At 44.2% G+C, this 22517-nt stretch carries 23 protein-coding genes; 17 read left to right on the top strand and 6 right to left on the bottom strand.

Translation table 11 applies throughout. The annotated features are described in order from the left end of the window. Positions 1-44: 44 nt before the first annotated feature. The 6 genes from thiD (at position 45) to thiM (ending at position 5069) form a co-directional block, all read left to right on the top strand. Entirely contained in the window at positions 45-938 is an 894-nt protein-coding gene (thiD, locus tag AB6D07_RS17765) for a bifunctional hydroxymethylpyrimidine kinase/phosphomethylpyrimidine kinase (RefSeq protein ID WP_017102510.1), read from the top strand. Then, on the top strand, positions 928-1686 hold the full coding sequence (locus tag AB6D07_RS17760) for an ABC transporter ATP-binding protein (RefSeq protein WP_017102511.1): 759 nt from the start codon (positions 928-930) through the stop codon (positions 1684-1686). The genes thiD and AB6D07_RS17760 overlap by 11 nt, the downstream gene beginning before the upstream one ends. Further along, on the top strand, positions 1679-2494 hold the full coding sequence (locus tag AB6D07_RS17755; protein ID WP_017102512.1) for an ABC transporter permease: 816 nt from the start codon (positions 1679-1681) through the stop codon (positions 2492-2494). Before AB6D07_RS17760 ends, AB6D07_RS17755 begins: the two co-directional genes overlap by 8 nt. 114 nt (positions 2495-2608) lie before the next feature. After that, positions 2609-3565: an ABC transporter substrate-binding protein gene (locus tag AB6D07_RS17750; protein WP_017068449.1), complete on the top strand. Its 957-nt coding sequence runs from the start codon at positions 2609-2611 to the stop codon at positions 3563-3565. 8 nt (positions 3566-3573) lie between these two features. Next, positions 3574-4254 carry a thiaminase II gene (gene tenA / locus AB6D07_RS17745; RefSeq protein ID WP_017102513.1) on the top strand — a complete coding sequence of 227 codons (681 nt, stop codon included), beginning with the start codon at positions 3574-3576 and terminating at the stop codon, positions 4252-4254. Positions 4255-4283: 29 nt separating this feature from the next. Beyond that, the gene (thiM, locus tag AB6D07_RS17740) at positions 4284-5069 is read left to right on the top strand and encodes a hydroxyethylthiazole kinase (protein ID WP_017102514.1); all 786 of its coding nucleotides are present in this window, start codon (positions 4284-4286) and stop codon (positions 5067-5069) included. 138 nt (positions 5070-5207) lie between these two features. On the opposite strand, the gene AB6D07_RS17735 is transcribed toward thiM, so the two are convergent. Further along, positions 5208-7151 (bottom strand): methyl-accepting chemotaxis protein, encoded by a 1944-nt coding sequence (locus tag AB6D07_RS17735; RefSeq protein WP_017102515.1) that lies wholly within the window; start codon positions 7149-7151, stop codon positions 5208-5210. A 259-nt stretch (positions 7152-7410) separates the two neighbouring features. Between AB6D07_RS17735 and thiE the strand changes: the two genes are divergently transcribed. Then, entirely contained in the window at positions 7411-8028 is a 618-nt protein-coding gene (gene thiE, locus AB6D07_RS17730; RefSeq protein WP_029222836.1) for a thiamine phosphate synthase, read from the top strand. 128 nt (positions 8029-8156) lie between these two features. On the opposite strand, the gene AB6D07_RS17725 is transcribed toward thiE, so the two are convergent. Both AB6D07_RS17725 and AB6D07_RS17720 read right to left on the bottom strand, forming a co-directional pair. Beyond that, complete coding sequence (locus AB6D07_RS17725) at positions 8157-8501, bottom strand: hypothetical protein (protein ID WP_017102517.1); 345 nt, start codon at positions 8499-8501, stop codon at positions 8157-8159. 418 nt (positions 8502-8919) lie between these two features. Continuing rightward, entirely contained in the window at positions 8920-9822 is a 903-nt protein-coding gene (locus AB6D07_RS17720; protein ID WP_017102518.1) for a LysR family transcriptional regulator, read from the bottom strand. Positions 9823-9960: 138 nt separating this feature from the next. On the opposite strand from AB6D07_RS17720, the gene AB6D07_RS17715 reads away from it, so the two are divergent. Beyond that, entirely contained in the window at positions 9961-10398 is a 438-nt protein-coding gene (locus tag AB6D07_RS17715) for a PACE efflux transporter (protein ID WP_017102519.1), read from the top strand. A 195-nt stretch (positions 10399-10593) separates the two neighbouring features. On the opposite strand, the gene AB6D07_RS17710 is transcribed toward AB6D07_RS17715, so the two are convergent. Then, positions 10594-11061, bottom strand: coding sequence for a hypothetical protein (locus AB6D07_RS17710; RefSeq protein ID WP_017102520.1), 468 nt, complete (start codon positions 11059-11061; stop codon positions 10594-10596). Between the two features lie 289 nt (positions 11062-11350). Further along, positions 11351-12346, bottom strand: coding sequence for an AraC family transcriptional regulator (locus AB6D07_RS17705; RefSeq protein ID WP_017102522.1), 996 nt, complete (start codon positions 12344-12346; stop codon positions 11351-11353). A gap of 159 nt (positions 12347-12505) precedes the next feature. Between AB6D07_RS17705 and AB6D07_RS17700 the strand changes: the two genes are divergently transcribed. The 5 genes from AB6D07_RS17700 (at position 12506) to AB6D07_RS17680 (ending at position 17263) form a co-directional block, all read left to right on the top strand. Further along, complete coding sequence (locus AB6D07_RS17700) at positions 12506-13627, top strand: HlyD family secretion protein (protein WP_017102523.1); 1122 nt, start codon at positions 12506-12508, stop codon at positions 13625-13627. Then, on the top strand, positions 13617-14636 hold the full coding sequence (locus AB6D07_RS17695; protein WP_017102524.1) for a DUF2955 domain-containing protein: 1020 nt from the start codon (positions 13617-13619) through the stop codon (positions 14634-14636). Before AB6D07_RS17700 ends, AB6D07_RS17695 begins: the two co-directional genes overlap by 11 nt. A 22-nt stretch (positions 14637-14658) precedes the next feature. Then, positions 14659-15759: an AI-2E family transporter gene (locus AB6D07_RS17690; RefSeq protein ID WP_017096361.1), complete on the top strand. Its 1101-nt coding sequence runs from the start codon at positions 14659-14661 to the stop codon at positions 15757-15759. After that, complete coding sequence (locus tag AB6D07_RS17685; protein WP_017102525.1) at positions 15760-16416, top strand: potassium channel family protein; 657 nt, start codon at positions 15760-15762, stop codon at positions 16414-16416. A gap of 253 nt (positions 16417-16669) precedes the next feature. Next, positions 16670-17263: a hypothetical protein gene (locus AB6D07_RS17680; RefSeq protein ID WP_017102526.1), complete on the top strand. Its 594-nt coding sequence runs from the start codon at positions 16670-16672 to the stop codon at positions 17261-17263. Positions 17264-17494: 231 nt separating this feature from the next. Here AB6D07_RS17680 and AB6D07_RS17675 read toward each other — a convergent pair whose 3' ends face one another. Continuing rightward, the gene (locus tag AB6D07_RS17675) at positions 17495-17704 is read right to left on the bottom strand and encodes a hypothetical protein (RefSeq protein WP_004731601.1); all 210 of its coding nucleotides are present in this window, start codon (positions 17702-17704) and stop codon (positions 17495-17497) included. Between the two features lie 928 nt (positions 17705-18632). Between AB6D07_RS17675 and AB6D07_RS17670 the strand changes: the two genes are divergently transcribed. The 4 genes from AB6D07_RS17670 to AB6D07_RS17655 all read left to right on the top strand — a co-directional run bounded on the left by AB6D07_RS17670 (position 18633) and on the right by AB6D07_RS17655 (position 22338). Further along, positions 18633-19565 (top strand): siderophore ABC transporter substrate-binding protein, encoded by a 933-nt coding sequence (locus AB6D07_RS17670; protein ID WP_029222837.1) that lies wholly within the window; start codon positions 18633-18635, stop codon positions 19563-19565. Positions 19566-19664: 99 nt separating this feature from the next. Beyond that, on the top strand, positions 19665-20618 hold the full coding sequence (locus AB6D07_RS17665) for an ABC transporter permease (protein ID WP_372092217.1): 954 nt from the start codon (positions 19665-19667) through the stop codon (positions 20616-20618). Continuing rightward, entirely contained in the window at positions 20611-21561 is a 951-nt protein-coding gene (locus AB6D07_RS17660) for an iron chelate uptake ABC transporter family permease subunit (protein WP_017102529.1), read from the top strand. The genes AB6D07_RS17665 and AB6D07_RS17660 overlap by 8 nt, the downstream gene beginning before the upstream one ends. Before the next feature lie 12 nt (positions 21562-21573). Continuing rightward, the gene (locus AB6D07_RS17655; RefSeq protein ID WP_017102530.1) at positions 21574-22338 is read left to right on the top strand and encodes an ABC transporter ATP-binding protein; all 765 of its coding nucleotides are present in this window, start codon (positions 21574-21576) and stop codon (positions 22336-22338) included. The last annotated feature ends 179 nt before the right edge of the window (positions 22339-22517 follow it).

The raw sequence follows: 22517 nt of genomic DNA, 5'->3' as shown, positions 1-22517 counted from the left end.
TCGGTGTTCGTTCTCCTACGTCTTGTAAGATAGTAGGAGCGACAATGACACACAGTTCTATTTCAAAAGATTTAACGCCAAAAGCTTCAGTTTCACAGCACTCTGCTGAAGACACGATTCGCACGAATACTCCGATTGTTTTGACGATCGCTGGCTCAGACAGTGGCGGCGGTGCCGGTATCCAAGCTGATATTAAAGCCATGTCTGCTACAGGTAGTTTTGCTTGTTCGGTAATTACCGCTATCACTTCCCAGAACACGCAAGGCGTTTCCGCCATTTTTCCTATTCCACTCGACCATGTTGCCAGTCAGTTAGATGCGGTTTTTACTGATCTGAATATCGTGGCTGTGAAAGTCGGCATGTTGGCCGATTCGCAAATCATCAAAGTCGTTGCTGACAAAATCAAACAATACCAACCTAAACACTTAGTGATTGACCCTGTAATGGTCGCGACCAGTGGTGATCTGCTGTTAGAAAACTCGGCTATCACCACGCTAAAACAAGATCTGATTCCGCTCGCAGACATCATTACTCCTAATTTGCCAGAAGGCGCTGCACTTACAGGCAAAGCGGTACCTGAAAGCGAAGCCGAAATGCAGGGCATGATTGAAGACTTACGCGCACTAGGTGCTAAAGCTGTTCTCTTGAAAGGCGGTCACTTAGAGAAGGATGAAAACAGTAACGATTTACTGATTCTGCCAACCACATCTGCTCTGATTAGCGCGAAGCGTTTTCCTACCAAAAACACCCATGGCACGGGTTGTACGCTCTCTTCTGCCATCGCTTCTTTCTTGGCTCAAGGCAACACGCTTTCAGAGGCAGTTGACCTAGGCAAACAATACATTTCTCGCGCGATTGCTCACGCTGATGAGTTGCAAGTTGGCCAAGGTCATGGCCCGGTAAACCACTTCTTCGCTGGACACGGTAATGTCCGTTAATACCGTTGGTGTTCAACTCAGCAATGCCTCCTTACGTTATAACGACAGTGAGCACGCGACCTTGTCTGGGTTGTCGCTTAGCTTAAACGCAGGTAAGTGGACGGTATTGCTGGGTCGAAGTGGCTGCGGAAAAACCACGGTATTGCGTTATCTGGCAGGCTTACTGGACGACAAGGTCGAGTGGCAGGGCACATTGGCAACGTCTGATGAATTGCCTTTAACGGATCGCATCGCTTACATGGCGCAGCAGGATTTGTTATTGCCGTGGCTATCGGTCATCGATAATGTATGCCTGAGTCATCGCTTTCAAAATCCAGTTTCTGATAAAGCACTGCAAACCAATCAAGCACTCGAGTTGTTAGCTGAAGTTGGTTTGGCTGATTACGCGAATGCGATGCCGGATCAATTGTCTGGTGGTATGCGCCAGCGTGTTGCTTTGGCTCGAACTTTAATGCAAGACAAGCCAGTGGTGCTGATGGATGAGCCGTTCTCTGCGCTGGATGCGGTAACAAGACACAAGCTGCAAAGTTTAGCGTGTGAATTGTTAAGAGATAAAACCGTTGTGTTGATCACTCATGATCCACAAGAAGCGGTGCGTTTGGCGGATAACTTGTATGTGTTGCAAGGCACACCTGCGAACGCTCAGTCTTTATCTGTGCCCAACACGGCCACACCAAGAGTGTTAGATGGTGAATGTGCTGAGTTACAACAAGCGATCTTAGATCAGTTGGAGCGTGATTATGAATGATCTAACGCGAAGCGAAGCTGTGGCTCGTTCAACTAACACTCAGATCACGACTAAGCGCTCTCGTCAGATGAATCCCGTTATGCGTTTGCTGATCAGCAGTGCTGTGATTCTCGGGTTATGGCAAATGGTTGTGGTTATCTTCGAGATGCCGAGCTTCATTCTGCCAGCGCCTGCTGAAGTCTTTACTAAGCTAATCGAACGTTACGATGTGTTAATCAAACATACATGGGTGACTGCGCAAGAGATCTTACTTGGCTTGTTACTCGGTTTGTCGATGGGGCTGTTTTTCGCCCTGCAGATGTTGATGTTCGAACCACTAAAACGCTGGCTGTTACCTATCTTAATCGCTAGCCAAGCGATCCCTGTGTTTGCGATTGCTCCAGTATTGATGTTGTGGCTTGGCTATGGCATCGCCTCAAAAGTGGTGATGGCGGCGATCATTATCTTCTTCCCTGTGACGACTTGTTGTTATGACGGCTTACGGAATACACCGACAGGCTATCTCGATCTTGCCAAAACGATGGGCGCATCGAAATGGCAATTGCTGCGTTATATCCAACTGCCTGCTGCGCTGCCAACACTGGCGTCTGGCATTCGCGTTGCGGTGGTTATTGCCCCAATTGGCGCGGTCGTCGGTGAGTGGGTGGGTTCGAGTGAGGGGCTGGGTTACTTAATGCTACAGGCCAACGCGCGCATGATCATTGATGAGATGTTTGCTGCCTTGTTCATCTTGGCGGTGCTGTCTATCTCGCTCTACTTCATCACAGACAAGTTACTCAAAAAAGCTATCCCTTGGGAGAACCAGTAATGGTTCGATAACACTTGTTTAATAAAGCTTCGCTCACGCTATTTATCTAAACAAAACTTCGTTAAAAATTAGCTCTATAAACACAATAATAATATTCAAAAGGAAAGGTTAACCGTGAAAAATACAAAATTGATAGGTGCAGTGGCACTGCTTGCTTCATTGGTTTCAGGTCATGCTCTAGCGGACTCTGAACAAAAGAAACTGACACTGATGTTGGATTGGTTTGTGAACCCGAACCATGGCCCAATTGTGATCGCTCAAGAGCGTGGCTACTTTGCTGACCAAGGCTTAGACATTGAAATTCAAGAACCAGCTGACCCAAGCACGCCAGCAAAATTGGTTGCGGCAGGGAAGGTCGATTTAGCGGTAACTTACCAACCAAGTTTAACTATGGATGTGGCAGCGGGTCTTCCTTTGGTTCGTGCATCAACCCTTATCGCGACGCCACTGAACACACTAATGGTACTGGATAATGGCAAGAACGATTCACTAGCGGATCTGAAAGGCAAAAAGATCGGTATTGCGATTGCGGGTAACGAAGAAGCGACCATCGGCACCATGCTAGCTCAAGAAAATGTTGCATTTACAGACGTGCAAACCATCAATGTCGGTTGGGCACTTTCATCTTCATTGGCATCGGGAAAGGTAGATGCAATCTGGGGTGGCCTACGTAACTTCGAAACTAACCAGCTAGCCCTTGAAGGTTTTAAAGCAAAAGCATTCTTCCCAGAAGAGCACGGTGTGCCAGCTTACGATGAGCTTATCTTTGTTGCGAACGCAAAGCAGCACGATGATGAAGCGATCAAAGCGTTCAACAAAGCATTGGAGCAAGCAACCACTTACATTGTGAACCACCCACAAGAGTCATGGAGCGAGTTTGTTGCGTATTCACCAGATACGTTGAACAACGAGCTTAATCAACGCGCATGGAACGACACACTGACTCGTTTTGCACTTCGCCCTTCAGCGGTTGATCTAAAACGTTACGACGATTACGCACAGTTCATGTTCGACAAAGGCATCATCAAATCACTACCAAAAGCCGCTGACTACGTACCGACTTTTGATTAAGGAATCTCATGAAATACCAAGACTTAATCCAAGCCTGTCAACAAGATTGGCAAGACTACACAGAGCATGATTTTGTTAAAACGCTAGCAAACGGCACGCTCGCTCAACCATGTTTTCTGCACTATTTGAAGCAGGACTTTCTGTTCTTGAAACAGTATGCCCGTGCTTATGCGTTGGCGATTTACAAGGCAAAAACACTGGCTGATATGCGTCGTGCACTGCCAAGTGTTCATGCTCTGCTAGATTCTGAAATCTCTCACCACGTGACTTACTGTGGTCAGTGGGGTTTAACTGAATCTGATTTGGAAAACGAGCCCGAGGATTTCGGTACAGTTGCTTATACGCGCTACGTTCTGGATGCAGGCATGACGGGTGATCTTGTCGATCTTTATGCGGCACTGGCTCCGTGTTCAATTGGTTACGCTGTGATTGGTAAAGCGCTGTTAGAAAGCAGCGATACTGTATTAGAAGGCAACCCGTACGCAAGCTGGCTGCAACTGTATGGCAGTGAAGAGTTCCAGTCTGGCGTTGCAACGGGCGCAGAATACTTCAATCAACTGCTTGCTGAAATTGATATCAACAGCGAGCGCGGTCAAAACATCGTTCATATTTTTAAAACGGCAACGCGTATGGAAGTGGCTTTTTGGCAGCAAGGGCTGAACGCTCTTAATGATTCAACCTCGGCTTAAAAGCGACTTTTACGAATAAGGATTTATCCATGCTAACTGAACAAATCATCCAATCGTTGCGCGCAGTACGAGAGCAAAAACCACTGGTGGTGAACATCACCAACTACGTCGTGATGAACAATACGGCCAATGCGTTATTAGCGATTGGCGCTTCGCCTATCATGGCGCACTCGCAGCAAGAACTGGCTGAGATGATGTCTTTCTCTGGCGCGCTTGTGATTAACATTGGCACGTTAGACAGTGTTTGGACGCCAAGAATGCGCTTTGCTGTTGAGCAAGCGAACGCGAACAACAAGGTTGTGGTTCTTGACCCTGTGGGTTGTGGCGCAAGTACACTGCGTACCGAGACTTCTCGAGAAATTGCACGCTTAGCGGATAAGCTAATCATTCGTGGCAACGCGTCTGAGATCATTGCGCTAGCGGGTGAGCAAGCACAGAGCAAAGGCGTTGATGCGCTGGATAGCAGTGATGCTGCGGTAGGTGCTGCGCAATGCTTAGTGGCTGAATACGGTGCGAATGTGGTTATTTCTGGTGAGACAGATTACGTTGTCACTAAAGACAGTGTTGTGACGTTAAACAACGGACATCCAATGATGCCGTATGTGACGGGCATGGGTTGTACTCTTACTGCATTAACGGGAGCTTTCGCTGCAGTCGGTGATGACAGTGGTTTGGCTGCTGCAGCTGTGTTGGGTGTGGTTGGCGAAATCGCGGCTGAGAACTCACGCGGCCCAGGTAGCTTGCAAATGAACTTACTTGATGAGCTGTACCAGTTGGACGAAGAGACGTTGATCCAACGTTTGAAGATTCAGTAGATTCAATCTAGATCTGCATTCGTAGCCTATTAAAAAGTCCTCAGCACATATGTGTTGAGGGCTTTTCTATTATTGCTTCAAAACCGTATTAACTATCTCGTCGCGTTAGCTATCCCGTTATATGAGAAATTGGCTTCGTTAGGTTCTAAATCGATTTACTTGGCTCTCTAGATGGTGAGCAACCTCAGTTAAGTCGCTCGCTGCACCTGAAATGCTGCTGACTGACTCTTGATTACTTTGTGCGATGGTGTTTGCACCTTGCGCATTTTCACCCAGCGACTTAGTCAAGCAATCCTGTTCATCAACCGATACTGCGATCTGGCTGTTGGCCTGATTCAAATCTTGGATGTGTTGGTTAATCACATGCAGGTTCTGAGAGGCTTGTTGTGCCTGAGTCGAAGCATCGGAAACCGTGCTGTGGCTCTCTTTGATCGACTCTAACGCATCTTTAGCGCCGCGTTGTAGCGATGTGATGAGTTCATCAATTTGGCTAGCTGAATCTTGGGTACGCTTAGCGAGCGTTCTTACTTCATCGGCTACGACAGCAAACCCACGACCTTGTTCACCTGCGCGCGCAGCTTCGATAGCCGCGTTCAATGCCAGTAGGTTGGTTTGCTCAGAAACGCCTTTGATTACTTCAAGAATGGCGCCAATATTCATCGACTCTTTGTGTAGGTCAGTCACTTTTTGGCTGCTCACCTGCATGCTTTCATCGGCGCTGCCAATTTCATGCAGTGTTTTGTCTACTTCTTTGAGTCCCATCGCGACATTCTCGGTTGCTTGGTTGGCAACTTGAGACGCGTGGTTAGCACTTGCAGCAATTTCTGATGTGCTTGAAGCCAATTGATCAACGGCAGAAGAGATGTTGATCATTTCACTGTTCAATTGTGTTGCATTGGTCGAGCTGTTGTTTGTCACTTGATTGAGTGACTCCGACATCTCACCAATACGCACGCTAGAGCGGTTCACTTGGCCAACAATATCGCGCAGAGATTCAATGGTGATCTCCATATTAGTCAGCAGTTCACCAATCTCATTTTTGCTCTCAATGTTCACTTCCACATTCAGGTTGCCCTGAGAAAGCTCATTGGTGATCTGTTTAACTTGTGCGATGCCTTTGGTGATAGAGCGAGTCACCAAAACGGCGCTCGTCATGCCAATAACTAAAGCGACACCCGTTAGCAAGATGATGATTTGAACTGAACGTTTTTCACTGGCTTGCAGTACTGGCGTGAGTGCTTGCTTCTGTTGCTCTAGAATACTTTGAGCATCCGCTACCGCAATCGCTAAGCTGTCACCAATAGAGGCAAGGCTAGCGGTTCTTTGAGTGTTCTCAAGCATCTGTTGATGAACTTGCTCAAAGCCTTTTGCATACGCTTCACGTTGGTTTGAGAAGTCTTCAATCAGCTCACTTTGATAAGGCGATGATTTGAGAGATTCAATGTCGCCTTCAATACCTGGTAGCGCGTATTCAAAGATATCTTTACCCGCTTCATAGGTTTTTAGGTCGTTGTTGTTTGAGTAACTAAGTACAGTGATCTTGGCTGCGAGGAAGTTCTCCATCAACATACCCGCGTATAAGCTCGCGTTTGGATCATTGTTGTTGTACGACTCATACAACAAGCTTTGCGCGGCTTTGAGGGCGTTGGTTTCTCGTTTGACCATCTCGACATTCACCAATTGGTCGATGAGCAGCTGGCTCTGTTTCATTGATCCATAAGCCGTGTCAAATGCCGCCACGCTGTCTTGCACTAATTGCAGGCTAGCTAGGCTATCGGTTTTGGTGGTGGTTTGGATTAAGTTGTTGAGCAGTTCATCAATCGCGAGTTTGCTTGATTGATAATTCGTTTCGTATTGCTCATCCAATGACTCTAAGTAACGTTCAGAGGCTAAGCGCATCTGCAGAAAATGCACTTGAATGTTGCCTGACAGTGTCGCTTTCTGGCTAAGTACACTGTATTGGCTAAAGCCGTTCGACAAGGTTTGGATACCTTTGTAACTCACAAAGCCTGAAATGACGAAAAAGAGCAAGCAGATGGCATAACCTAGCTTGATCTTAAATGCTATAGAAAGGTGGCGCATAACTATCCCTATATTTACCTGATTCCTTCACTGCGAAGTATTCCATAAAACAGGGTTCTGGGCAGGCTTAAGTGAATAGTTTGTGTAATAAGTAACGCTTTCGTTAAAAAATCCGGTTTTTTAGTATCATTTCAATGGGTTGCATATTTGTTGGAGCATGCTTAATTGAGCTAATTGTTTATTAACTTCCATGCACATGATGCAAATTGTCGGTAAAATAGTAGAAACGCAATTTAGACTCCGACTCCAAAGGCACGATATGAACCCTTATAAGCTCTACTTGGTTACTGATGACCAGCAAGATCTAGAAACGCTTAAGTTTGTCGTTGAACAAGCAATCGCTGGTGGTGTCACTATGGTTCAAGTAAGAGAGAAGCATGGAGATGTCAGAGCTTTTATTGAACGTGCGCAGGCCGTTAAGTCGATTTTGGCTGGCTATGGTGTCCCGTTGATCATTAATGACCGAATGGACGTTGCGTTGGCTGTGGATGCTGACGGCTTGCATTTAGGACAGTCAGATATGCCGGCTGAGTTAGCCCGTCAGTTGATTGGTCCAGATAAGATTCTTGGTCTGTCGATTGAAACTGAACAACAGCTTCGAGAAGCCGATAGTTTGCCGATCGATTACATTGGCCTCAGTGCGCTTTTTGCCACACCGACTAAGACAAATCTTAAGAAATATTGGGGTTATGACGGTATTAAAATGGCGTTGGAGACAACGAAGTTACCGATTGTCGGTATTGGTGGAATTAACGAATCGAACATCCCGCAGTTAGTTGAAAGCGGCATTCATGGGTTAGCACTGGTTTCAGCGATATGTCACGCTGAAGATCCAAAACAAGCGACGCAGGATCTGTTGTCTCTAATGGGAGAGTGAAGGGGTTATAGGCTAGAAAACAAATGAGGTTAACCATTTGTTTTCTAGTTAAAGAACAAGCTTATACAAAGGCTAAATTGGCCTATCGATTGAGCTTCTAAGACAATTTATTGAATACACAGTTTGATCTACTGAGCGCATAGAGCAACAGTACCGATGATCATAAGAACGATCGCGGCATACCAGCCGTATTGTGCGGTCTTATCAGCAACAAACACCTTAATGTAGTTAAGTTCTTCATGCGCCATTGCAATGAAGTCTGTGTAGTTAATCGATAACTCGCGGCTGGCTTCTTTCAAGTCTTGCTGAAGTTTTTTGAAAGCCTCATCGATGAAGCCTTTTGTTTCTGAAACAGACGGAGTAGCAGCCAAAGTTAGGCTATTCCAAACCGCCATACGCGATTCATATTCGCTTTCACTGACACAATTAAGTACGCGTAAATCATACTCTCGTTTGTTACGCTCTTTGCCCATTTTCTCAGGGCAAATATTTCTTAAAACGTTCACGACAAATTTTCCAAAAGGTTCATTTAGATATAAAAAAGCACTCAAAGAGCGCTCATAAACTGGGTGCGAATCAATATTCAAAAGTGATCTATTTGAAGCTTTCACAAGTGGTTGCAGGGCAGGGGCACTTATTTGGGAGATTTGAAGTTGGGTCAGTGGTGTTAAAGAGCGATTTGGTTTTGTCGATATCAGTTTGATAAGACAAACCCTTTGGGATCGCATACTAGTTATGTCACTTTGGTATATCAACTAGGGTGTTTTATCCACACGACAAAGAAAATTATCGGCACGAAAAGCGGAAATGAGGTAGTGCTGGAGAAAACGCCACCGTCATTGATTTAGGATTCAGTTGCTGAAATAGGCTGAACTCAAGAATTGGGGGAGATTAGTTGGCTTGCCACTGATTGTTCTCTAATGAGTGGCCTTTTAGTTTTTCAAGTAAACTTGTTAACACTGGGCCATTGATATGACTGCGAGACACTAAGCAACCCACTGGAGTAATCCAACCACCATGCTCGTGTGCCACTGGCAGTGCTACGAGATCGCCTTTCTGAATCCCTTCCAGCACCATCATTTCAGGCACATTTGCCCACCCTACGTTCTGTTCAACGAGATCGATGATCGTTTTGTGGTTGTTGGCATACCAAATCATGGAGCTGATGCCATAGGTGAACCACAATTCGCGCTGCTTAGAACTACGATGCACACATTGGCGGTAGCACTTTAGGTCTGAGTCTTGAACGACGGGCATTTGGCTCAGCTCGTGAGTGGCGGAGCTAACTGTAAGAAAACGTGCTTGACCCAGTAAGAAGAAGTCCATATCTACTTTAAGTTCACCATCCGCATAGATGATGCCAATCTGTGCTTTGCCGCGTCTGACTAAGTCTTCAACATCGAAGGTTGAGGTGGTAATAATATCGAAGTGTGTGATTGGGAATTGATCGGCTAGTGAGCTGATTATCTTAATGAAATTCTTATCTATGATGCTCTCATCAATGGCAATGATCAGTTCGTGTTCATCTTCTTGTGTCAGCGATTCTACTTTTTGGTCGAAGTACTTTTGTTGGTCGAGAATCGACTTAGCGACAGGTAATAACGCTTTACCTGTGTTGGTCAAAGCGGGGATGTTTTTTTCGCGGTTAAACAGCTCTTGGTCGATGGCTATTTCTAGGTTGGCGATCGATTGGCTGACACCAGATTGAGCGCGTTTCAGCTTGCGTGCTGCAGCAGAAAAAGAACCACTTTCACACACGGTGACGAAGACTTTTAGTTGCTCAAAACTGTACATGTTACTTCTCGTTCAATACCAAATGGGATGATAATACTCAGGCTATCACTAATCGTGATGGCTGTTAACTTTCTCTTATTATTTTCGATGACATAATCCGAGCTAATCCAACACATACTAGATTATTTAGAGGAATGTATGAGTACGTTAGAAAGAGTGTTCCACTCAGTGTTATTCGAAGTTTTGGCCGTAACACTTTCAATTATGGGCTTGGCGATATTTACCGATCATGATGTGAATGCCTTATCAGGAACCATGATAGTTGTCGCGACAATCGCGATGATTTGGAACTACTGTTTCAACCGCATTTTTGATCGCTACTTCACGGGTGAAAAATCAAAGCGTTCGCTTAAGCTGAGAATATTCCATGTGGTTTTGTTTGAAGCAGGCTTGTTGATAGCGACGATCCCAGTGATGGCTTTCTTGCTTAATGTGGGTATTTGGCAGGCATTCTTAATGGATATCGGCGTGACCATTTTTATTACCATTTACGCGTTTGTGTTTAATCTGATTTATGATCACGTGAGATCGTTCTTGGTACGCAGATCTTTCGCGGTTAAATTTGGAGCGAGCTAAAAGTGGTCTTAATCCTGGCGAGGGAGAAATAACCTCGTCATTCTAAGCTCATCTCCGTCAACACTCCCTCAAAAAAGCGCAAAACGCTTTTAACCGATCCTTCGGAAAGCGTTTTGCTTTTTAGTGATGCAACGTTATCGGCTTCCCGAGTAGCCCACTTATTGTTTGCAGTTCACTTGAAAATCGATAGAGCGCTTAGGCTTTTTCGGTTTTCTGCGTGTCATCCAATGCAAAGTAGATTTTAGAAACAATCACTTCGGCAACCAGAATGGTAAATACCACTGCAAAGAAGGCGACGACACCGTTCCAAGGCCCCGTGAAATCCACTTTGTCACCAAATAGAATGTTGATGGCTTCTAGCATCACGAATTTTGAACCGACGAGAATCACATAGCTCGACAGGCCTCTGTAGATCTTAGGGGCAGTGCCGGGTTTCGACTTGAAGTAATCCGCGAGCTTATCTTCTAAGCCGATGGATAACTTGAGCAACAGCTGTAGCAAAATCGCAGCAGCAAATGAGATGGCGAAAGACTCGATATTGACGAAATCCCAATATTCATCAAAAAAATTGAGAACGGTTAAATCAACGAGTACGGCGAGTGTGTAACCGACAAAGAGCCGTTGGGGCGTATTAAATCCATATACTTTTTCTATATTGCTCATCTACATCTTCCTGAGGAAAGGGTTATAAAAAACTTAGGAGATAAACTTATAACTTTCAAACGCTTATTATTTTATATGCGAAACAGCTCTTAAAGTGGGTGTGGCGCATTATGGTAAGTATCTCTGTCGAGATTGATCCAAGATGGTACTTCGACTTAAAGAGGAGTAAGTATGATTATTTATTTTAGGGTACAAGACGTAGAGGAGCTTTGGGGCGCGATAGATCTAGCGACACTCTTACAAATGGAACTGAGAGGGAGGCCAGGTTGTACTTAGTCCAAAACTACACTTAGTCCAAAATTGAACGTTGGTAAATCTTCGGCGTAAGACCAGACACACGCTTAAACGCCCGAGAAAAGTGAGAGATGTTGGTGTAGCCGAGTTGGCTAGAGATGTAGGTCAGCGTGTGTCCTTCTTCCATCAGCTCACATGCGACTGAAAACATTAGGTTTTCTTTGATTTTTCGATAGGTCGTATTTTCATTTTTGAGTTTGCGTTGAAACGTTCGCACAGAAAAATTGAGCAGTTCAGCCGCTTCTTCAAGTGAGAGATCTTGTTCTTTCATGTAGGGCTTGAGTAGCTCATAAACGCTATCGGTAAAGCTGGTGTGCCACTCAATAAGCGTCGGTTTAGCACTGAGTTCTTTAGAGGTTAGGCGAATTGGGAGTTGTAAGATTTCTTCAGGGATCAGCACAGCCGTCGACGACTGTTCAACAAACAATTGGCAGCTACTTGGCACCAGTGTTTTGACGACATCGATGTCATGTCCTTGCAGACGCACCTTACTAGGCAACCATGGGGATTTGGATAAAATGGTTATTAACTCAATGATATATGTAATTGCAAAAGCTTCTCCCCATTGAAACGTAGGGGAATTGTCTTCGGGTGCAGTTCGGCAAAACCAACTTTGGCCGTGTTCTTGAATAAGCTCGACTTTGCTGCCTGGAGAGTCGTAGGCAAAGATTGAATTTAGGTGTTTCAGCGAATCACCAATGGTTTTAAATTCGGTGAATTGATGCAAGACATTTGGGATGATTCGACGTCGAAATGCGAGTCCTAGAATATCGGTGAACCGAGATACGCCAAGTTGCGCCGATGTGAGGTAAATCAAACGCTTAATGGATTCCGATGGCACAAAATCACTTTCTGATTCGATAAGGTCAGGTGGTAAACCGGAATCTTTAAGCAACATATGTAAATCAAGACCATAGTCAGAAAAAACCTGAACCAGAATTTTAGCGTAGTTCGTCTGAATTACTGGGACTTGGTAGTGACTAGAGGTCATGAGAATACAATCCTGTATATATTGTTGCATTATTAGACGTGCATATCATTTGCAACGTTTTGTTTACTAAATCTAACCCTATTTACTTGAGTTTTCCATTGCTGGGTTTATTTTTAAAGTATTAATTTTGTTGATGTTAGTTATCTAGAAGGGAGCCCCATGTCAGAAGCCAAAGGGAATAAGCAAGAAGCCAATGAAGAAGTTGGCCAGCAAGAAAACGGAAAAGACAAAGTAAGAAAGGTCACAAACTACCTATTGTTGTTTGTTGCACTCATGTTGCTCTTCAGTGTCATTTCAGACCGCATCATCCCTATTACTGATAATGCTCGTGTAAAAGGTTATATCGTTCCAATCAAGCCAGAGGTGTCGGGTAAAGTACTCGATATACTGGTTCAACCAAACCAACTGGTTAGTCAAAGTGACAAGTTAGCCATTTTAGATGAGTCTGATTACAAAATTGCAGTACAACAAGCCGAGCAAAATTTAGAGATTGCAGGCCAAAATGTCGGTGCTCAAACCGCGAGTATTGCTTCAGCGCAAGCGAAACTCACTTCAGCGATTGTTGAAAGACAAAACACCAAACTACAAGCCAAGCGTGTTTTAGAGATGGCTGATAAAGGTGTGGTTTCTAAATCAGATGCAGATAAAGCGAGAGCGGCATTAGCAACGTCTCGAGCGGCGGTTGTCAATGCAGAAGCTGACCTTGACCGTGCTAAGAAACAAATGGGTAAAGAAGGTCAAGAAAACAGCCAAGTGAAAGCGGCGTTGTTGGCACTTGAACAGGCACAGTTGAACCTAGAGCGCACCGTGATTACAGCACCGACACAAGGTGGCGTTTCTAACTTTAGCCTGTCTGAGGGTTTTTACGCATCAGCAGGTCAACCGATCATGACTTTTGTTTCGACGGAAGATATCTGGATTGAAGCTTATTATCGTGAAAATAGCCTTGGTAATGTCACCGTCGGTGATGAAGTGGAAGTGGCATTGGATTTCGCTCCAGGACAAATCGTGAAAGGGCGAGTGAGTAGCATCGATTGGGGTGTTGATTGGGGACAAAATGATCAAGCAGGTAAGCTTGCTCAAGCTAGCCAACAAACGGGTTGGTTGCGTCAAACACAGATGCTTCCTATCACTATCGAATTTGAACGAGATGAGATGCAAGGCATGCTTCGAGTGGGCGGCCAAGCGGATGTGATTGTTTATAGCGGCGACAACTTTGTGTTCAACGCGATAGGCAAAGTATGGATTCGTCTGATTAGCGTATTGTCTTATGTCCGATAAGCCGATTCCTGACCAACAAACACAGCAACGGATCCTGCGATTTACCGTAGGGGTCACGTTGGCTGTTTTCTTGGCGGCATGGATAAACTGGCCACTTGCGTTTGTGGCGCCAGTGTTCACTGCTAAGTTCTTAATTGATAAACCAAACCTCCATAAGGAAACGGTCTACGAATTGTTATTGGCTGTTGTTGTCACCATGGGGTTAGGTTTATTGCTGTCGCGAGGAATTACCCATTACCCGATCCCATTGCTGATTTTAGTGGGGCTAATGATGCTTTGGGGTTACTACTTGTTTGTAGACCCTAAATGGAATCTGTTCGCCACCATACTGTTGATTGCTGTTTTGATGCTGCCTTTTATGGCGATTGATAACCCCGGAGTCTCTGTTTTGTTGGCATCAGGTTTAGCGACTTCTGGTGTAGTGTCGGTGACTATTTTTGCGCTGGTTCATGTCTTCTTCCCTGAACCTAAGTCGGATTTCTCTGGCTTTGCGTCGGTACCTTTCAATAAGACAGAGCGCTGGTATGCGGCTTTCCGTGCGATGATTATCTCTTATCCCGTTGTGTGCTTTTTCTTTATTTTTCAGATATCTGAAGCATTGTTAACTATGATGTTTATTGCGTTGTTATCGTTAATGATCACTTCAGAAAAATCAGTCAAATTAAGTGCATTTCTGGTGATCAGCAATGGCATTGGTGGCTTGCTTGCGATAGCGGCTTTTTCAATCCTTTCGATTGTTCCGAATATTATCTTCTACTCTTTATTCATAGGCTTGGTCGCTATTGTGATTGCTAAGAAGATCTACACGGTTCCCGAAAAAGCACCGATTTTCGCCACTGCATTTAGTACCTTGCTAGTACTTGTCGGTAGCACATTGATGAGCTCCGGCGATATCGATAGCAACACTTTTATTCGCATATTCCAATTATTGCTAATTGGCATATATATGATTTTGGCCTCTTTATTCCTAGAAACTCGGAATTGGAAGTTTCTACAAAATCAGCATTAATTTTGTCTAACAAGGACGTCTCATGAAGTTAACCGACGATTTTTCAAAACAGGCGATAGACGCTGCCATCAAAATTGCAGCGATTGCTATGCTCGTCTACTGGTGTTTTGCGATTTTACGCCCATTCATTCTATTGGTTATTTGGGGGGCGATCATTGCGACTGCGCTCTATCCAGTTGCTGTCGCGATTTCAAATAAGACGGGAATGTCGAAAGGAAAAGCCAGCGCATTACTGAGCTTTATCGGAGTACTGTTACTGCTCATTCCTTTAGTTGCGCTCTCTTCCGGTATTTACACCAGTGCTTCGGACCTAATGACAGGGCTACAGGACGGAACCCTGTCTCTGCCGAAACCCAAAGAGTCTTTACAAGATATTCCATTCATTGGGGAGAAGGTATATTCAACCTTGGTAGCTGCCTCCAATAATATTGAAGGCACGTTCATTAAGTATGCTGACGAACTGAAACAGTTTGCGACTAAAGCTGCTTCTGTTTTAGGCTCTCTCGGCGGTGGGTTTATTCAGTTTATTATTTCTACCATCATTGCTGGCGCATTTATGAGTAACGCCGATAAGTGCCAAACGGGGGTCACTCACTTAGTGGCTCGCCTAACCGATGGTAAAGGTGAAGAGTTGGTACAGTTATCTAAATCAACGGTACGTAGTGTCGTGCAGGGTGTGATAGGTGTTGCTGTGATTCAATCCATTATGTCAGCAATTGGTTTAGTGATTGCAGGTGTTCCTGCGGCTGCGTTTTGGGCATTAGCTGTTCTGCTCATTGCAATTATTCAACTTCCGCCGATTCTTGCTTTATTGCCTGCAATTATTTACATGTTCAGTGTTGAATCGACGCTAGCGGCGAGCCTGTTCTTAGTGTGGTGTATTTTGGTCAGTGGCAGTGACGCTATTTTGAAACCGATGCTATTGAGCCGCGGCTCTCATATCCCAATGTTGGTTATTCTACTGGGTGCGTTGGGCGGAATGGCGATGTCAGGAATCGTTGGTCTGTTTGTTGGTGCTGTGATATTGAGTTTAAGCTATGAGCTGATGATGGCATGGCTTGGACTTGAAGAGAAAAACCAAGAAGAAACTGAGAAAAAACCAGCAGAGGCAGAGGAAAAATAGATGAAGCCAGTCTCTAAAGACGACAACTTCTACTTCTTATTCTATGCACTGTTGGTGTTGTTTTTTGGTTGCGCGGTGATGCAGCAGTTTTATCCGCAAGGTCAAAAGACCATTCTGTTTTTGATCATTATTACTTTGGCTGTTTCGATAGTGGGAATACATAAAGAGCGAGCCTTGTATCGCTCTTGGTATGGTCTGCTATTGATAACCGCTACGGTGTCGGGGGTATTCTCGTTTTTGGAGGACTATAACCTTTCGATAGTGACGTTAACGGCATTGGCGGTGTTTCTGTTCTCACATATTTATTCCGCTCTCAAACAGGTAGTGAAAGCAAAGACGGTGACGCCCAATCACATTATTGGTTCTATCTGTATTTACTTGTTGTTAGGGTTCGCTTGGTCGACTATCTACTTGTTGATTTTAGAAATCTTCCCTAATGCATTTAACGGGTTAGAAGAGCAAATCTGGCTGACCAACTTGTTCAATGCGATGTACTTTAGCTTTATCACCTTGACCACGGTTGGCTATGGCGACATATCACCGGCTTTGCCTATTGCTCAATTCTTTGTGTTCATGGAGTCCATTATCGGCAGTTTCTATTTAGCCATCATGGTCGCGAGCTTGGTGAGCATCCGACTTGCGCAGTCTCAATCTTAAGTGCAATCTTTTTCATTTAAGTACCTGTATAAGTTAGAAGTCTGTTTTGTTGGAACAGGTGTAGTATGGATTTTAATCGATGATCAGTTTTACCATTTAACGCCATATGGATTAATAAGTAACCAAAAGATAACGTATTGAGAGAATTTAAGTACGCACCTAGATATAACCTATCAAGTTACCGAAAAAACGAGGTTATATAGTGGTATGATCGCGGGCTCAGCACTATAAGTGATAAAGAATAGGAAACAGAATGACTCACCTTACCGATCAGCAAGAAGCTGCAATGGCGACGTTTAAGGAAAACTTACACCTTCCAAATGGTGGTTTTCATAAACTGATTATCGATCTAAGTAAGGAATATCAGCTGCCTTTTCAAAAGGTGCGTGCGGTTTTAAAGAAAGCTCAAAAAGGTGTTGAACGACAGATACGAGAAGACTTTAACAGTGTTGATGACACAGTACTGAGCCAAGAGAATTGGGTGAACATTATTAAGTCGAAGCTTGTTGAGTTAGCGGAAGAAAACCAAACGGTGATGGATAAGCTGCAACAAAACCTGAAGTATCAAAAAGTGTTGTCGGCAACCAATGGTTCAATCGCAAGTGAAAACGAGCGTGACGAATTGATTGAAGAGTTGATTCAAGCTTATGAGAAAGAGGTGTTCAAACCTTTACTGGCGATGCTGCATACGACAAAGCTGTATTGGAAGTTAATGCTGGTGGATGAGACATGTAAGATGAATGAGGAAAATCGTGAGAAGTTCAGTGACTACCCTCAACACATGCAAGCTGCAGAACACTTATATACTCTTGATCAAAAGTTAAGGTCGATGCCGTTAACTTATTAGTCCATGAATGCACTGATAATGACTCATTGGTGATTCAGAGTTTGATATAAGTTGGTTTCAATAGAAGCACGATAACCTAGCTAGCGTTAGCCGCGTGTGAAATGCAAAAAGGGCTAGGTTTCTGATCTGTTTTACTTCTACTCTATTTTGTTCTGCTAGAGCGAATTGAGGGTGACATCTTTTACATCTTTGGGACTAGACGGTGTTTCTTTCTGTAGCCTATGGGAAATGCTATAGGAGTGTGAAATGTCCTAGGGTGTTTCCGTTGCCTGAAACGATAGTTCCGATGCTTTCTCGTTCATTAAATTCAAAGTCGATGAGATAACTATGATGTTGTAGCTTGGGCAATATGTGGCGGTGGAGTATATCGCTATTGAGCTGTCGAATCTCGGTGACCCATGAAATCTCTTCTTTGTGTAAGTCTATTTTAATCTTGAGCATTTATTACCTTTTAGTTTATTGACTGTTTTTTCGCGTGATAGTTGGTACCAATGGGTTTGTCTTGTTGTTCTGCGTGACATAACTGTGCCTTGTGTTTATTACATTTATATTTAATAAGTCGATCTATTTTGAATTCGCTAAAAAGAAAGCAAATGACGAATAGAACGGTAGTGGGATCTGATTTAAAAGCTATTGAATGACTATCTAGGTGAAAGCTGACGCAGAGATGGTGTAACGAGGAATCGAGAACTGTCTATGTGGAACTTGGACTTACTTTAGCATTAACAGCTCTATAGATTAGAGCCAGGTGGCGAACTTTACGCCTAGTTTTTTTAATTTGCAACCCTATTTTAAACTAAATTCAAAAATATTTTTGAGTGATTTGTCATCGCTTACTGAAGGTTAAATGAGCGAAGGTCAGGGGGCTTACCATGATGCCTGAGTGATGTTTGGCTTTGCACCGCTTCGTATTCTTTGTCATTGGTGGTTTCAATTGAGTTATTAGCTTAGTGGTAGTTAAGTCTCTGTTATACGTAGCCTTTATATTGTAAATTACAATCCATGACTCTGGGGCTTAGGGTTGTAATTACAGGGCTTTCGGGCACTTTTCCCCATCAGTTTTTTCTTCAGATTGATGATCATTTTCCTCTTCGCGCTTTTTGCTATTTTTGATTCCTAATATCTCTCCCGACTACGCAAAACATGAATACTCACTTTTACATTTCTGAATAATAAAGTTGTTGTGTCGCTAATTTAACGCAAATATAATTGATAATAGTTCTCACTTGCGTTACAAGTTTGTTGTCAAAGCAATGACAGACTTTAAATTATCGTTATTTAGCCGTTGTGTACGCCCCATGCTCATCTATGAGTAATGTGACTTTTATTGTCATGAGTGGTGGTTTGTATCCATGGCAAAGGAAGACACATGAAGAAAACAATCAATTCAGTTCGCCAGTTATTGGGTGGGCTTGCTATCGCTCTTGCATCATCATTGATAATGACCGCTCAAGCGGAAACAATCACTATTGAACACGTAAAGGGCACGGTGCAGTTTACCGAAGTACCACAGCGCGTTGTAGTACTTGGCTTTGGTAGCTTGGATGTGCTTGATCAGATTGGTATACAGCCAGTTGGCGCGCCTCACAGCCTAATGCCTGACTATCTAGCTTCGTACAAAGATACGACGGCAAATACGGGCTCATTGAGTGAACCTGATTTTGAAGCTATCTACATGTTGAAGCCTGACATTATTATCGCGGAAAACCGTATGCTTAAGGTTTACGATCAACTAGCAAAAATAGCTCCGACCATCATGTTCTCTATTGAAGGTGACAAATACTGGGCTGATGCTCAGCAAAACTGGCGCGCGCTAGGCAAGCTCTTTGGTAAGCAAGCTAAAGTAGAAGCGCTCATTAAAGAGACTCAAGCTTCTATCACGGCGGTTAACGACAAAGTCGCGTCTGACGAAACGTCAGCAATGATGCTAATGAACAACGGCAACAACATTGCGATGTTCAATAAGGGCAGTCGCTTCTCAATCATCTTTGACGACTTTGGCTTTGTGGAGTCAAAGAGTGCGACAGTGGCTCCAATTAAAGGTACACACGGTAACTTAATCTCGTTTGAATACATTGCTGACGCAAAACCTGAAGTGCTTTACGTGCTTGACCGCGAAAAAGCGATCGGTAGGTCAGAAGGGCGCGCACAACAGCTGTTTGACAACCCACTGGTTGCGGCAACACCAGCAGCGCAGCAAGGCAACATCGTTTACCTTGATTCAAGTGCTTGGTATCTGGTAGGTGGCGGCGTAACAGCGATTCACAGAATGTTGGGTGACATTGAACGTACGATTCAATAGTTACTAATCATCGGATTCTCGGGCTTATAAGAGTGTTCTTATAAGCCCTTTTTCACTTTTTTATACGGTCTCCCCGATCCTACCTTTAGTATTACTTCTATGTTGAAACCCATTGCAGCTGCTGTATTTCTTGTTGTGTTATGCGTTGCGTCATTAATGATTGGAGTCGCTGAGATCAGTTTTAGCGATTTTTTCAATGGCAACCAACACGCCAACTCTATTTATGTTGTTAGTCGGATCCCTCGACTGTTCGCGATTGTGCTTGCCGGTGCTGGCTTGAGTGTTGCTGGCTTGATAATGCAACAGATTGTTCAGAATAAGTTTGCTGCGCCTTCGACTATGGGCACGATTGATTGCGCCATGCTTGGGTATATAGTCGGTATTCTGGTGCTGGGCAATGCAGCGCAATGGAGCTATTTAGGTTTCATTTTCGCGTTTTCGGTTTTCGGGACCATGCTATTGGTCCGCTTTCTACAACACTTGAAGTTCAAGAATGCGGTGTTGGTACCTTTGATTGGCATCATGTATGGCAACGTTGTCTCATCTCTAACAACCTTTATCGCTTACAAATACGATTTAGTACAAACCATGTCGGCATGGACGATGGCGAACTTTGCGAGTGTATTGCAAGGCAGCTATGAAATCCTTTACCTCGCGGTTCCTGCATGTGTGTTGGCTTATTACTTTGCGAGTCAGTTCAGTGCGGCAAGTATTGGTGAAAGCTTCGCAAAAAACATTGGCCTCAATTATCAGAAGATCGTCTTCATTGGTGTTGCATTGGTTGCTATCTGCGCCTCTTCTGTGGTGATGATCGTTGGTGTTATCCCATTTCTTGGCCTTATCGTGCCGAATATCGTGTCGTTGATGATGGGCGATAACATGAAGAAAATTCTGCCTTGGACAGCCTACTGGGGCGTGATCTTGGTATTGGCCTGCGACTTGTTAGCTCGAATCGTTATCTTCCCTTATGAGATTCCAATCTCAATGGTAATCAGTGTCTTTGGCGGCTTGATTTTTATCTACCTGATCATGAGAGACAAGTCGAATGCGTGATTCAGTAAAAATTGCGATTCTGGCTATCGCGTCTTTGGGTATGGCGGCAGTATTTGTGGGGCAGGGACTTACGTGGGATAACTACGAGTTCTTCTTATCTTTGCGACTACCAAAACTGCTGTCGATTGTGTTGGCGGCGGTGGCGATTTCTGCATCGTCATTGGTTTTCCAAACCATCACTAATAATCGAATTCTAACCCCATCCATCTTGGGCTTTGACAGTCTGTATATGCTGGTTCAAACGGCACTACTGTTTGTGTTTGGCAGTACCAGTTTCTGGGTGATCGATTCAATCGCAAACTTTTCATTGTCTGTGACTGTGATGATCTTGTTCTCGTTTGCGCTGTTCCATTTTTACTTCAAGAGCAAGCGAAACAACGTATTTACGCTGTTATTGATTGGTATTGTGTGCGGCAGCGTATTCTCAAGCTTGGCTAACTTCCTTGCGATGTTGATTGACCCGAACGAGTTTGCCGTGCTGCAAAATGTGATGTTCGCGAGCTTCAATAACGTGAAAGGTGAACTGGTTTACCTCAGCCTTATTCCACTGGGTTTGAGCTTGCTTGGCCTGTGGTTGTTGGCTCCCAAGCTTGATGTGCTTTGGCTTGGTGTTGATAACGCGACAAGCTTGGGCGTTAATACCAAGCGATTGACTCAGATTACCTTGGTGATTGTGTCGGTAATGGTGGCAGTTTCTACAGCCTTGGTTGGCCCTGTGCTGTTCTTTGGTTTGATCACCGTGAGCTTAGCGCGTCAGATGTTCAAATCTTATCAACATCGCGTGCTTATCATCGCGAGCAGTTTGTTAGCGGTCGTTCTATTAGTTTCAGGCCAATGGTTTATCGAAAAAGTAATGGCGTTTGAAACCACTGTGAGCGTGATCATTAACTTGGTCGGCGGTTTGTATTTTATGTTCTTGTTGTTACGCACCAGAATTCAGTAAAGGTAGTAAGTAGTGATTAAATTAACAGGTTTGAGTAAGAAGTATGGCAAGGCACTTGTGGTGGATGATGCCAGTGCCATGTTCCCGAAAGGAGAAGTGACTTCTATCATTGGCCCAAATGGTGCGGGTAAAAGTACGCTGCTTTCTATGGCGAGTCGCTTAACCGAAAGTGATGCGGGCGAGGTCGTTATTGGCGATAAGTTACTGGCTGAATGGGATACCAAAGAGCTTGCTAAGCACCTTGCGGTATTACGACAGTCAAACAACATCAATATGCGATTTACGATTCGTGAGTTGGTCTGTTTTGGGCGTTTCCCACATTCTCAAGGCCGCTTGAAAGACGAAGATCATAAAGTCGTCGATACGGCGTTAGAGCACCTTGGTATTACCGATATTCAAAACAAATACTTAGATGAGCTGAGTGGCGGTCAGCGTCAAATGGCGTTTATTGCAATGGTAGTGGCGCAAGATACCGACTATGTCTTCTTGGATGAGCCACTAAACAACCTAGATATTAAACACTCTGTAGAAATCATGCAGACGCTACGTCGTCTAGCGCATGAGTTTAATAAGGCGGTGGTTATTGTGATTCACGACATCAACTTTGCTTCTTGTTACTCAGATAACATTGTCGCGATGAAGAGGGGCCAAGTGGTTAAGTCGGGCAAGGTCTCTGAAGTGGTTGAAAAGTCAGTGATGGAGTCGATTTACGAGATCCCATTTGAGATTCGTGAGTTCGATGGTGTTCGAATCTGTATGTATTATTCAGGTCGTTAGGTTGCGGGTTCGCTAGGCTATTTGATTCTCTAATGACTTAAGTGAAAAGAGCTCCCAAATGAGGAGCTCTTTTTGTCTTTATTCATAGCTGATTTTTAAGACTTGCTCAGTTTTAGCAAACTCAATGGGCTTTGTTGCGTAATTAAATTTAAAGATAGAACAACCCCGTTTCGCGTATT

This window comes from Vibrio sp. 10N.239.312.C11 (assembly GCF_041466065.1).
Taxonomy (GTDB): Bacteria; Pseudomonadota; Gammaproteobacteria; order Enterobacterales; family Vibrionaceae; genus Vibrio; species Vibrio tasmaniensis_A.
The sequence above is the reverse complement of the archived record's forward strand: the minus strand, read 5'-3'. Positions and strand labels throughout refer to the sequence as shown.